Here is a 12,272-nt window from a genome sequence, read left to right on the forward strand (position 1 = left end):
GCGCACCACCCATGAGAATCACGCTGTCCGAGCGCGGTACCCCGGACTGGCTGGTCGCCAGGGAGATGGCCCGCGAGGTGTTCGCCAAGCAGTACCAGGCGACCATCAACCCGGACCCCGACGGTTTCCTCGCCTTCTTCGAAGAGGACGAGAACGGCCGCGAACAGGTCCTCGCCTGCGCGGGCCTCTCCTTCCCCGAGGACGAGCCGATCCTGCTGGAGCGCTACCTCGACGCCCCGATCGAAGAGGTCATCGCGGCCGAGGTGGGCGACCCCGTCGGCCGCCACCAGGTCCTCCAGATCGGCAACATCGCCTCCATCCGCGCCTCCGCCGGCGGCGAGATCATCAAGTCGATCCCCCTGGTCATGGCCTGCCTCGGACGCCCGTACGCGGTGATGACCATGACCGGCCGGCTCGCCGAGCTCATGCAGCGCCTCGGCTGCGTCTTCCACCCCCTCGCGGACGCCTCGCCCGACCGGCTGGAGCCGGAGGAGGTCGCCTCCTGGGGCTCGTACTACGACACGCGGCCCATGGTCGGCTACGCCAAGGCGGTCGACCAGAGCACCCTGCTGCTCGCCGCCATCGGCCGCTACTGCTTCGAATCCGTCGACATGCGGCTGCTCAGCAACCGCCCGCAGGCGAAGGTGCTCTCCCGTGCCGCATGACAACGAGCCCGTCTCCCTCGCCCAGGGCCTCCTGGACCGGGCCGGCAGCGACGCCGTCATGGTCCGCGTCCTGTCCGGCGAGGGCGGTACGGGCACCACCTGGAGCTACCGCGAGATCATCGGCGCGGCCCTGGTCCTCGCCGGGCACCTGGAACGCTGGGCCGCCGCGCACGGCCGCCCCGCCAAGGTCGGGCTGCTCGCCGAGAACTCCCCCGAGTGGGTCGTCGCCGACCTCGCCGCCCTCTTCGCCGCCGCCGTCGAAGTCCCGGTCCCCACCGCCTTCGCCGCCGAACAGGCCGCCTCCCTCCTCGACACCGCGGACCTCTGCTACGTCGACGACGGCGGCGCCCGCGCCCTGGCCCGCTGGGCCGCCGACAGCGGGCCCGGCGTCCTCCCCGACAGCTGCCCGGTGACCGCCGTCGACATCAAGGCGCTGCTCGCCGAGACCCCGTCGGCCGGCATCCCCCACCCGGCGGTGCCCGCCGAGGACGCCGTCATCAAGGTGATCCACACCTCCGGCACCACCTCCGCCCCCAAGGGCGTCCAGATCCGCCGCCACGGCCTGGACGCGCTCCTGACCTCCCTGCGGGCCCGCACCGAGAGCGCCGTCTTCGAGCGCTACCTCTCGATCGTCCCGCTGAGCCTGCTCATCGAACAGGTCGCCGGGCTCTACATGCCCTTCCTGGCCGGCGGCTCGGTCTCCTTCCTGCCGCCCGGCACCGCGCTCGTCGGCACCGCCGCCGACGCCGCCCCCCGGATGCTGAGCCTGCTGCGCCAGGCCCGCCCCACCGCCCTGGTCGTCCCGCCCACCGTCGCCGGACTCTTCCTCGCCCTCAGCGACCAGCAGCCCGGCGAGAGCATCCCCGAGCGGCGCCGGCGCATCTTCGGGCACGAGGGCTCCGTCTTCATCGCCTGCGGCGGCGCGCCCGTACCCGCGGAGATCCTCCAGCGCCTCGACGCCTACGGGGTCACCGTCCACGAGGGGTACGGACTCAGCGAGAACTCCTCCGTGGTCTCCTGGAACTTCCCCGGCCAGGTCCGCTTCGGCACCGTCGGCCGCCCCCTGGACCACGTCCAGGCGGAACTCGCCGAAGACGGCGAACTGCTGATCCGCAGCACCTCCCTCTTCGCCGGTTACACCCGCGAGGACCCCTCCAGCGTGGTCGTCGACGAGCAGGGACGGCTGCACACCGGCGACCTCGCCGAGATCGACGAGGACGGCTACCTGCGCATCACCGGCCGCAAGAAGAGCATGGTGATCACCTCCAGCGGCCGCAACGTGTCCCCCGAATGGGTGGAAGCGCGCTACCGCGAGCTCGGCTTCGTCCGCGAAGCCGCCATCGTCGCCGACGGGCTCGACCAGGTGCACGGCCTCTTCGTCATCGAGGCCGGCCTCGACCAGGACACCGCCCGCGCGCGCATCGACGCCTTCGGCACCGAACGCCTCTCCGGCATCGAACGCGCCGCCGTCGTCCACCTCATGTCCGAGGACGACCCCGAGTACGCCACCTGCTTCACCGTCACCGGACGCCCGCGCCGTGACGTCATCCGCACCCACGTGCTGCGAGGGCACCAGAGCGCCCCGGCCGGGGACACGACCGAGGAGAAGGCATGAGCACGGCAGTGAGAACCGCAGTGAGCACCGCAGTGAAGACCACCCCCTACGGCACCGGCAGCGGCCTGCTGGTCGAGCCCGTCGACGGCGGCAGCCTCGCGGACATCGACCCCACGACCCTGCGCGCCCTGCTCGCCGAGGCGGGATTCCTGCTGCTGCGCGGCTTCACCCCCTCCGACATGGACTCCTTCACCGCCCTGGTGCAGGCCACCTCCACCTCCACCACCCTGGACCCGGCCCGCGACTTCTACTCGGAGGTCGCCCAGAAGGTCGACGCCGGATTCGCCGAGGTCGGCCTGCACACCGAGAACGGCAACAGCCCCTTCCGCGCCCACGTCGCCTGGTTCTTCTGCGAGAAGGCCGCCTCCTCCGGCTCCCAGACCACCGTCTGCGACGGCTACCGCGTCTGGGACGCCCTCAGCCCCGAGGCCCGCGAGGCCTTCGCCGCCCAGGACATCGTCTACAGCCGCTACGTCGGCGAGCAGCAGTGGCGCGCCATGGCCCACCACCTGCTCGGCAAGACCAAGCCCGCCGAGGACATCCAGGTGGAGGAACTCCTGGCCCTCGCCGGCCAGTTGCCCGGCACCGAAATCCAGGCCGAGGCGGACGGCGGCATCCGCTACGCTTTCCGCACCCCCGCCGCCGGAAGCACCGTCTTCGGCGAGCGGCGCTCGTTCGCGAACAGCATCCTCGGCCCCTCCTTCAACTACGAGAAGCCGACGATCACCTTCGCCGACGGGACCGAGCTGTCCGCAGAGCTGCTGGCCGAAGTCGAGTCCGTGACCGCACGGATCACCGAGAACCTCGAATGGCGGGACGGCGACGCCGCCGTCATCGACAACACCCGGGTCATGCACGGCCGCCGCGCCATCACCGACCCGAACCGGACCATCTACAACGCCCTGAGCTACATCGAGGCCACTGCCGCCTGACCGGACTGCGCCGCTCCCGGCCGCGGGGCCGGGAGCGGCGGGCCCACCCGAGAGGGAGCCATGAACACCGAGAAGAACGCACCCCGTATCCAGGACCAGGCAGCGGCCGCGTCCCCCGGGGAACCGGGAACCGACACCCCGCCCGACCCCCGGCGATGGCGCCTGCTCGTCTTCGTCGCCCTCGCCCAGTTCATGGTGCTCCTCGACACCACCGTGGTGAACCTCGCGCTGCCCGCCATCCAGTCCGACCTCAAGGCGACCGCCACCGGCATCGAATGGGTGCTGACCAGCTACATCCTGTGCTTCGGCGGCCTGATGCTGCTCGGCGGCCGCACCGCCGACCGCTGGGGGCGCCGCCGTACGTTCCTGCTCGGCGCGGTCCTGTTCACCGCGGCCTCCTTACTCTGCGGCCTCGCCGACGGCACCGGCCTGCTCATCGCCGCGCGCGCCCTCCAGGGGTGTGGCGCGGCGTTCCTGTCCCCGGCGGCGATGTCCCTGGTCACCACGATGTTCCCGCGGGGCAAGGAGCGCACCACCGCCCTCGCCATCTGGGCCGCGCTGGCCGGGCTCGGCGGCACCCTCGGCGTCATCGCGGGCGGTCTGATCACCGACAGCCTCAACTGGCGGTGGATCTTCTACATCAACATCCCCTTCGGGGTCGTCGCCGTCGTCGGCGTGCTGATCCTGGCGAGCGGCCGCACCGAGTCCACGAGCCGCTCCACACCCGACGTGCTGGGCGCCGTCGCCGTCACCGGCGGACTGGCCTCCCTCGTGTACGCCATCGTCAACATCCAGGACAAGGGCTGGGGTTCGGTGCCGTACGTGCTGGTCCCGGCCGTCGCCGCGGTGGCCCTGCTGGTCGCCTTCGTCGTGGTCGAGCGCAAGGTCGCCGACCCGCTGATGCCGCTCCAGCTCTTCGCCACCCGCTCCCTGGTCACCGCCGGCGTCGGCCGCGTCCTGACCAGCGGGGTCCAGGCCTCCGTCCTCTTCCTGAGCAGCTACTACCTCCAGCGCAGCCTCGGCTACTCCACCCTGAAGTCCGGCTTCGCCTTCCTGCCGCTCGGCGTCATCGCCATCCTGATCACCGCCCCGGCCACCCGGATCATGCACCGGTCCGGGCCCCGCCCCGTCTACCTCTTCGGCGCCATCGGCTCCGTGATCGGCCTGGTCCTGCTGACCCGGGCGCCGCACGACGGGAACTACCTCCTCGACGTGCTGCCCGCGCTGCTGATCCTCGGCGCCTCCATGCAGTGCTGCGGCATCCCGGTCAACGTCCACGGGGTGTCCGACATCCCGCAGGAGCAGCAGGGCATCGCCTCGGGCGTCCTGGTCGCCGCCTTCCAGGTCGGCGCCTCGCTCGGCGTGGCGACCGTGGCCACCAGCGCCATGACCCGCACCAACGGCGAACTCGCCGACGGGCGGATCCCCGCGATCGCCTGGGTGGACGGACTGCACCTGGGATTCTGGATCGCGGTGGGCATCGGCGTGCTCAACCTGCTGAACGCCTACTTCGGACTCCCCGGCAAGCGCCGCGCCCGGCCCGCCGGGGCTCCCGCCGAAGCCGGCACGGCGGCCGCCGCCGCGCCGAGCACCACCACCGTCTGACCCCCTCGCCCTGACCACCCCCCCCGGACACCAAGGAGAGGCATCCGATGGCACGCCCCGGAGACACCCTGCAGCTCGGAAAAGACCGGCTCACCTTCCTCACCACCGCCTCCCAGACCAACGGCGCCTACGTCGAGGTCGAGGTCGAGTACGCCCCGGCCGTCCTGAAGCCGCCCGTCCATTACCACCCCAAGCAGACCGAGGTCATGCAGGTCCGCGGCGGCCGGATCGTCCTCCAGCTGGACGGCGTCGAACACGAGTACACCGAGGGCGCCGAGTTCTACATCCCGCCGGGCGTGCGCCACTCCATGTGGAACCCGGGCCCCGAGACCACCCGGATGGTCTGGCGCACCACCCCCGCCTACCAGACCGAGAAGGTCTTCGAGACGCTGTGGGGCCTGGCCAACGAAGGCCGGCTCAGCGCCTCCGGACCCGCCCTGCAGATGCCGCTGCTCGCCCTCGGCTTCCGTGACGAGTACCGCGTCGTCACCGGCCGGCCCTTCGCCCTCGACATGGCGCTGTGCACCCTGCTCGCGCCGGTCGGCCTGGCCTGCGGATACCGCCCTTCCTACAAGCCCCCGCAGCAGCAGCGCACGGAGCCGGCCCGCGCCCACGCCTGACCGTCCGCGAGCGGCCCCCCCGACCACCCCCCCCGTCCGACCGACCGGCCCGTCCGCCCTGGCGTTCGAGCGGGACACGAGGTCGCGGCCCTAGCGTCTGCGACATCAAGCCGGTCGACGCGCGGAGGAACGGTCATGGCCACCGAACAGCACGAATTCACCCTGCCCGGCGCGGATCTCCCGCAGCCCGACGCCGACCTGCGCAAGCGGCGCGAGGCCGTCGTCCTCGCGCACACGGTCGCCGAGATCGCCTGGGACATCGACGGCGTCCTGGCCACCTTCCCGCGCGGCGGCATCTACCGCATCCAGGCCTTCGAAGAGGGCCCGCTGATCGGTGAAGAAGCCATCAAGAAGGGCTACTTCGCCGACCTCAAGGCGGCCTTCCCGAACCTGGAGCACGACCTGCACCACGTCCACCACACCCCCACCGCCGTGATCCTGGAGGCCCAGGCCCGCGGCAAGCAGGAAGCGGACTACCGGGGCATACCCAACCTCGGCAAGTCCATCGACGCCCCCGTCGCGGTGTTCTTCCACTTCGACGGGGACGTCCTGGTCGACGAGACGCTGTACTTCGACATGGCGACCTTCCAGCGCCAGCTCGCCTGACCTCCCCCGCACGCGCCGGACCCGAGCCACCCTCCCCGTTCCGGGGAGGGTGGCTCCGTGCGTCCCCGGGTCCACCACGAATCGAGGAGGGCTGTAGTCCGGTTCCGTAGCGTCGTGAGCGCCGAAACGGCCTGTGTCACGGATGAGTTATGAGCATCTCCTACTGACATTGCCTCCAGAAAGGATGCTCGGATGAGCACCGTCAACCCCCCAGCCTCGGCCGGTGGAGCAAAGGGGGTGGTCTTCTGGGCCATCCTCACCACGAGCCTCGCCTCCTTCATGGCAGGGCTGGACAACCTCGTGATCATCACGGCGCTGCCCACCATCCGGGAGAAACTCGGCGGCAGCCTGACCGATCTCGAATGGACGGTCAACGCCTACACCCTGTCCTTCGCGGTCCTGATGATGTTCGGTGCCGCCCTCGGTGACCGCTTCGGCCGCCGCCGGATGTTCGTCCTCGGCCTGCTGCTCTTCACGGGCGCCTCGGCCGCCGCGGCGCTCGCGCCCGGCATCAACGAACTCATCGCCTTCCGCGCCATCCAGGGCGCCGGCGCGGCCATCATCATGCCGCTCTCCGTCACCCTGCTGACCGCCGCCGTCCCCGCCGAGAAGCGCGGTACGGCGCTCGGCATCTGGGGCGCCGTCAACGGCCTGTCCATCGCGGCCGGCCCGCTCGTCGGCGGTGCGATCGTCGAGCACATCTCCTGGCAGTGGATCTTCTGGCTGAACGTGCCCATCGGCCTGGCCCTGGCCCCGATGTCCTGGCGCAAGCTCGCCGAGAGCAAGGTCGCGAACTCGCGGCTCGACGCGGTCGGCACGATCCTCGCCAGCATCGGCCTGTTCGGCATCGTCCTCGGCCTGATCAAGGGCCACGGCGACGGCTGGACCTCGCCCGTCGTCCTCGCCTCCCTCATCGGCGGCGTCGCGGTCATGGGCGTCTTCGTGGTCTGGGAGAACAAGACCGCCCACCCGATGGTCCCCATGCGCCTCTTCAAGATCCGGGCCTTCACCGCGATCAACCTGGCCGGCACCCTGATGTCGGTCGGCATGTTCGGCGCGATCTTCCTGATGACCCAGTTCCTCCAGAGCATCCAGGGCTACAGCGCCATGGAAGCCGGCGTCCGGCTGCTCGCCTGGACCGCGATGCCGATGGTCGTCGCCCCGATCGGCGGCATGGTCTCCGACAAGATCGGCGGCAAGCCCGTCGTCACCCTCGGCCTCGCGATGATGACCGGCGGCATGGTCTATTGGGCCTTCATCCTCGAACCGAACGTCTCCTACGTCGCCCAGCTGCCCTCCCTGATGATCTGCGGCGCCGGCATGGCCCTCTTCTACGCACCGCTGATGAACCTGACCATGGGCTCCGTCAAGGAAGAGGAACAGGGCATCGCCTCCGGTGTCACGGCCGCCACCCGTGAGGTCGGCGCGGCGCTCGGCGTGGCCCTGCTGGCCTCCATCTTCAGCGCCAACGGCGGCTACGCCTCCCCGCAGAACTTCGTGGACGGGCTCGTCCCCGCCATGTGGGTCGGCGCCATCGGGGTGGCGCTGGCCACCCTGTCCATGCTGATCGCCCCCGGCAAGGGCAAGGGCGTACAGCCCGCCGCCGCGCCGGTGGCCGAGCGCTCCGCGCCGGCGGTGCCGTCGCAGGCCGCGCCCGCCGTCTCCGGCGGCAAGAAGTCCGCGGAGAAGCCGGCCCCCGCGTCGGTGCGCTGACGACCGGTCCGCTCCCGCACGACCCGATGGCCCCCGCGTCCGACCGCGGGGGCCATCGGCCGTGCCCGGCGCGCTCCACCCCGGTTCGAGCGCGGCCGGAGCCGGTGCCCCGAGGATCGGACGGCCCGCTGTTCACGCCGCCGACAACGAACCGAGGAAGCATGGCAATCGAGGAGATGAAGGTCCGGGACGCCTTCCGGATCACGCCGTCGCAGCTGACCGACAACCGTGGCCGCTTCTTCGAGGCCTGGCGGATCGGCGAACTCACCGAACTGAGCGGCCAGCCCTTCACCGTCAAGCAGGTCAACTTCTCGGTCTCCTCGCGGAACACCCTGCGGGGCATCCACGGCACCACCCTGCCCCCGGGCCAGGCGAAGCTGGTGACCTGCGTGCGCGGCGCCGCCCTGGACGTGGTGGTCGACCTGCGCGTCGGCTCGCCCACCTTCGGCATGTTCGACACCACCGTGCAGGAGGCCGAGTCGGGCATCGGCGTCTACCTCGCCGACGGCCTCGGCCACGCCTTCCTCGCGCTCACCGACGACACCTGCATGAACTACCTCTGCTCCGAGGAGTACGTACCGGGCACCATGGTCGACATCCAGGCCCTGGACCCCGCCCTCGGCATCCCGTGGAACACCTCCGAGCCGCTGGTGCGCTCCGAGAAGGACGCGCTCGCCCCGACCCTGGCCGAGGCCGTGGCGCTGGGCCTGCTGCCCACGTACGAGCAGGCCGTCGCCTCCTACGGGCCCGGCCACCGCCCGTGACGGACATCGCCGTCCTCGGCTCCGGGGCCGTCGGCACCAGCCTCGCCACCGGGCTCGCCGCCGCCGGCCACCGGGTGCTGACCGGCTCCACCCGGCCGGAGCGCCCCCGCCCCGCCGACGACCCGGCGCTGGCCGCGGGCGTCCGCTTCACCGGCCACGCCGAGGCGGCCGAGCACGCCGGGATCGTCTTCAACACCACCCCCGGCGAGGTCTCCGTCGCCCTGCTGCGCGACCTCGAACCCGCCCTGCGCGGGCGGATCCTGGTGGACGTGTCCAACGCCGCCGAACGCAGCCCCGAGGGGTTCCCCGTCGCCCCCCTCTACCCGGACAGCAGCCTCGCGGAGGAGATCCAGCGGGTCCTGCCCCGGACGAGGGTGGTCAAGGCCCTCAACACCATGGACCACTCGGTGATGACCGCCCCGCGGATCCTGCCCGCCCCCGCCACCGCCTTCCTCTCCGGCGACGACCCGCACGCCAAGGAGGAACTGTCGGCGCTGCTCGGGGACCTCGGCTGGCCGCGCGCATGGATCCTCGACCTCGGCGGCCTCTACACCGCACGGGCCCTGGAATGGACCGTTCTGATGCTAGGCCCCTTCATCACCCGGCACGGCTTCGTCCCGTTCGGCCTCTCCATCGCGCACTGAACGGCGTCGGCTCGCTCCCCGCCGGGGGAGGGGAAACCGGACAGGTGCGACACCGTGCGATGGACATGAGCGGCCCCGTCCTGTTCCCTGTGCCCGCCGAGAGCAGGGGGGGGCGAACGGGCATGGCGAGGACAGGACGTCCGCAAGGGGCACCGAGGGGCCGCTCGCAAGCGGCCAACGAGTTGGCCGGGCTGCTGCGGGACGTGACACGGGGCATGACGGTGCGGGAACTCGCCCAGCGCTTCGGGGGCGGCAAGACGGCCTGGAGCGAATACCGCTCCGGTGCCCGGGTGATCCCGCTGGGCCGCCTCGGCATCGTCGTCGAGGACCGCGTCCGTGATCCCGGCCGCGGCCGCGAGCTGCTGGTCCGGGCCCGGCGGCTGCACGGGCAGGCGCTGACCGCGCAGGCGGAGGCGGAGGCGGGTGCGGAAGCCGGTGGGCAGGCGGGGGCGGGAGCCGAGGGCGCGGTGCCGGCCGGGCTGGAGGACGCGCTCCGCCGCGCGCAGGACGACCTCGCCGCGTCCGGGCACCTCGTGGAGGGGCTGCTGGCGCTGATGACGGCGCTCCGGGACCAGGCCGAAGCCGCCCCGCCGGAGCCCGACCACCCGGTCGACCCGGTCGGCCCGGAGGACGGGGGCGCCTCCGCCGCTGCGGCCGCCGAGCCCCTGCGGGTGCGGCCCGAGCAGGCGCTCGACCAGCTGATCGCCGCGCGGGAGGCGGGGGAAGCCGTACGGCGGGCAGTGGCCGAAGCCGAAGCCCGCGCGCCGGGCCAGGGCGCCCGGCCGGACCGGATGCTCCCGGCTCTCCCGCCCGCGGACCGGCCGCCGTTGGCCGACGGTGGTGGCCGCGCCCCGCTCCCGGCCACCGCGCACCGGGCCGTGTCCGTCGAACTGGTCCGGCTGCACCACCTCGTGGCCCAGCAGCGCGAGGACGCGCACTGGCTCTGGGAGCGCACGCGGGCCGGCCGGGAGCGTTCCGCCGCCGTGGAGGGGGTCGTTCTGGACCGCCTGGACCGCCTGGACCGCCTGGACCGCCTGGACCGCCTCGGACCCGCCCCGCTCGACCGTGTCGACCGGCTTCCCGTGGTCCCCGTACGGGCCCCGCTCCCCGCCCCCCTGCCGCCGCGGCCACCGGCCGACGGGGCCCTGCTCGCGGTGCTGGCGGTCTGTACCGTCCTCGTCGTCGTCGCCGCGGTGGCCCTCACCGGGGTCCTGCTCGGCCGCCAGCGCACCGTGTCCGCGAACGGCGCGCCGCAGGCGCGGCCCCACTCGCGCCCCCTCGCCCCGAGCGCCGCCCCGACACCGTCCGCGTCCGCCACGCCGTCCCCGTCCGCGATGCCGACGCGCGCCCCCGCGCCCGTACCGCCGACCCCGCCGCGGACCCCGCCCGCCACGGCGGGTTCCACCACGGCTCCCACCGCCGTCGCGCCACCGCCCGCGCGGCAGTCCGCGGGCAGCGCCTACGCCGTATCGCCGGACCACCGCACGGTGCTGCGGTGGACCGCCCGGGACGGCGCCTGGAAGGTGATCGGCCCCGCGGCCGACCAGGTCTACGCCGGGGCCGCCGGGGTCTTCACCACCAGCGCCGGCGACGGCCGGATCCTCAAGTACGACGAGCCGTCCAGCACCTGGTCCCAGATCGGAAACCCCGGCGAGCAGTTCGTCGTGGCGGGGGAGGCCCTCTACGCGATCACCGAGCAGCGCAACGCGGTGATGCGGTGGACCGGCCGGGGCGCGGAGTGGATCCCGATCGGCGGCGCGGCCACCCGGCTGTACGCGGGCGGCGCCGGCCTCTTCGCGACCAACCCGCAGACGGGCGGCCTGTTCCGCTACTCCGGGTACGGCTACGCGTGGCTGGAGGCGGGCGGCCCCGGCTCCGACTTCGCCGTCGGACCCGACTTCGTCGCCCGGATCTCTCCCGACGGCCAGGAGATCTGGCAGGGCGATGCCAAGGGCAGCAACTGGCGCCGGATCGGCGGTCCGGCGCGGAACCTGTACGCGGGCGGCGCCGGGCTCTTCGCCGTCGACGCCGCCACCGGGCAGATCCTCGCGTACGGCGGGACGCCGGGGGTGTGGAGCCCCATCGGCGGCGCGGGCGTCGGCCTCGCGGTGGGCCCCGACTCCGTCTACCGCGTCGACGGCCGCCTGGAGGTCTCCCGCTGGACGGGCGGCGGGACCGGGTGGACACCGCTGGGCCTCACGGCCGGCTCCATCACCGCGGCGGACTGAGCGCGTTGTCCGGCGGACAACCCCGTTGTCCGCCGACCGCACCGCCCGCCACCTGCGCGAACGCCTCCGGGACCGGGCGGCCAAAGCGCGCCCGCCGCCAGTCTTCGGGGCGAGCGGTGCCGACGGTGCTCCGCTCCCGGGCCGGCCGGTCCGTACGGGGACGATTGCGTGGACCGGCCGGCCCGCCCCGATGACGATGGGAGACTTCGTGTCCTTGTTTCGTACACGGCTGACGGCGCTCGGTCTGGCGCTCCTCGGCGCGGTGGCCCTCGCGGGCCCGGCGGACGCCGGCATCCGCTCCGCGGCCCCTGCCCCTGCTCCTGCCTCCGCCTCCGCGCACGCCGACTTCTCGGCGCAGGCCCGGGCCGCCGGTCTGGACGAGGGCCGGGCGGCGGAACTCCAGCGCCGGATCGACACCGAACTGGCCGCCACCGGTGGCCGGCAGGTGGCCGCGAACACGATCGACCTCGGTGGGAAGGGCACCCTCACCCTTCCCCTGCCCGGCGAGGAGCGCGCCCGGGACCTGAACGCGCGGGGGACCGAGGGGGCGTTCGCCGGTTGCCGGCGGGACCACGTGTGTCTGTACCCGCAGCCTGATTTCGGGGGCAAAAAGTGGGAACTGTTCGAGTGCGGCAAGGTCGGCATCGGGTACAGCGGGACGGGCTCCTGGATCAACAACCAGCCCTCCAACTACCGCGTGAAGTTCTACGGCCACGACGGAAAGCTCGGCTGGACCTCGCCCGGTGGTTACTCCGAGGACGCGAACGCGTCATGGGACTGGGTCGGCTGGGTGAGCCCCTGCTGACGGTGAACGCCCGCACGCGCCCCCGCGGCTGAGGCGTGCGGGGCCCTCGGCCCGGTGGGGAGAGCATCCGGACTC

11 protein-coding genes are annotated in these 12,272 nt (G+C 72.8%); all 11 read left to right on the plus strand.

Features of this window, described 5'->3' with window-relative positions; genetic code table 11:
• Window positions 1-11: 11 nt before the first annotated feature.
• The 11 genes from AC0693_RS33425 to AC0693_RS33475 all read left to right on the plus strand — a co-directional run bounded on the left by AC0693_RS33425 (window position 12) and on the right by AC0693_RS33475 (window position 12,197).
• Complete coding sequence (locus AC0693_RS33425; RefSeq protein WP_468470798.1) at window positions 12-665, plus strand: thermostable hemolysin; 654 nt, start codon at window positions 12-14, stop codon at window positions 663-665.
• Window positions 655-2,280, plus strand: a complete 1,626-nt coding sequence (locus tag AC0693_RS33430) for an AMP-binding protein (RefSeq protein ID WP_478803847.1) — start codon at window positions 655-657, stop codon at window positions 2,278-2,280. The genes AC0693_RS33425 and AC0693_RS33430 overlap by 11 nt, the downstream gene beginning before the upstream one ends.
• On the plus strand, window positions 2,277-3,212 hold the full coding sequence (locus tag AC0693_RS33435; protein ID WP_478742189.1) for a TauD/TfdA family dioxygenase: 936 nt from the start codon (window positions 2,277-2,279) through the stop codon (window positions 3,210-3,212). Before AC0693_RS33430 ends, AC0693_RS33435 begins: the two co-directional genes overlap by 4 nt.
• 60 nt (window positions 3,213-3,272) lie before the next feature.
• Complete coding sequence (locus AC0693_RS33440; protein ID WP_478803848.1) at window positions 3,273-4,817, plus strand: MFS transporter; 1,545 nt, start codon at window positions 3,273-3,275, stop codon at window positions 4,815-4,817.
• 47 nt (window positions 4,818-4,864) lie between these two features.
• Complete coding sequence (locus tag AC0693_RS33445) at window positions 4,865-5,437, plus strand: cupin domain-containing protein (protein WP_356407425.1); 573 nt, start codon at window positions 4,865-4,867, stop codon at window positions 5,435-5,437.
• Window positions 5,438-5,572: 135 nt separating this feature from the next.
• Window positions 5,573-6,043 (plus strand): ester cyclase, encoded by a 471-nt coding sequence (locus AC0693_RS33450; protein ID WP_351051401.1) that lies wholly within the window; start codon window positions 5,573-5,575, stop codon window positions 6,041-6,043.
• Window positions 6,044-6,235: 192 nt separating this feature from the next.
• A complete protein-coding gene (locus AC0693_RS33455) occupies window positions 6,236-7,756 on the plus strand; it encodes a DHA2 family efflux MFS transporter permease subunit (protein WP_469337107.1) in 1,521 nt (506 codons plus the stop codon).
• A 161-nt stretch (window positions 7,757-7,917) separates the two neighbouring features.
• Window positions 7,918-8,520 (plus strand): dTDP-4-dehydrorhamnose 3,5-epimerase family protein, encoded by a 603-nt coding sequence (locus AC0693_RS33460; protein ID WP_356407431.1) that lies wholly within the window; start codon window positions 7,918-7,920, stop codon window positions 8,518-8,520.
• Window positions 8,517-9,164, plus strand: coding sequence for an NADPH-dependent F420 reductase (locus AC0693_RS33465; RefSeq protein WP_469337105.1), 648 nt, complete (start codon window positions 8,517-8,519; stop codon window positions 9,162-9,164). The genes AC0693_RS33460 and AC0693_RS33465 overlap by 4 nt, the downstream gene beginning before the upstream one ends.
• A 215-nt stretch (window positions 9,165-9,379) precedes the next feature.
• A complete protein-coding gene (locus tag AC0693_RS33470) occupies window positions 9,380-11,392 on the plus strand; it encodes a hypothetical protein (protein WP_478803849.1) in 2,013 nt (670 codons plus the stop codon).
• A 208-nt stretch (window positions 11,393-11,600) separates the two neighbouring features.
• Complete coding sequence (locus AC0693_RS33475; protein WP_478803850.1) at window positions 11,601-12,197, plus strand: hypothetical protein; 597 nt, start codon at window positions 11,601-11,603, stop codon at window positions 12,195-12,197.
• Window positions 12,198-12,272: the final 75 nt, after the last annotated feature.

This window comes from Streptomyces sp. NPDC043876 (genome assembly GCF_056435825.1).

What these genes read in the sequence shown, in the direction of transcription:
- AC0693_RS33425 (WP_468470798.1), top strand. Translation starts at nt 12, where the DNA reads ATGAGAATCACGCTGTCCGAGCGCGGTACCCCGGACTGGCTGGTCGCC.
- AC0693_RS33435 (WP_478742189.1), top strand. Translation starts at nt 2,277, where the DNA reads ATGAGCACGGCAGTGAGAACCGCAGTGAGCACCGCAGTGAAGACCACC.
- AC0693_RS33440 (WP_478803848.1), top strand. Translation starts at nt 3,273, where the DNA reads ATGAACACCGAGAAGAACGCACCCCGTATCCAGGACCAGGCAGCGGCC.
- AC0693_RS33445 (WP_356407425.1), top strand. Translation starts at nt 4,865, where the DNA reads ATGGCACGCCCCGGAGACACCCTGCAGCTCGGAAAAGACCGGCTCACC.
- AC0693_RS33450 (WP_351051401.1), top strand. Translation starts at nt 5,573, where the DNA reads ATGGCCACCGAACAGCACGAATTCACCCTGCCCGGCGCGGATCTCCCG.
- AC0693_RS33455 (WP_469337107.1), top strand. Translation starts at nt 6,236, where the DNA reads ATGAGCACCGTCAACCCCCCAGCCTCGGCCGGTGGAGCAAAGGGGGTG.
- AC0693_RS33460 (WP_356407431.1), top strand. Translation starts at nt 7,918, where the DNA reads ATGGCAATCGAGGAGATGAAGGTCCGGGACGCCTTCCGGATCACGCCG.
- AC0693_RS33470 (WP_478803849.1), top strand. Translation starts at nt 9,380, where the DNA reads ATGACGGTGCGGGAACTCGCCCAGCGCTTCGGGGGCGGCAAGACGGCC.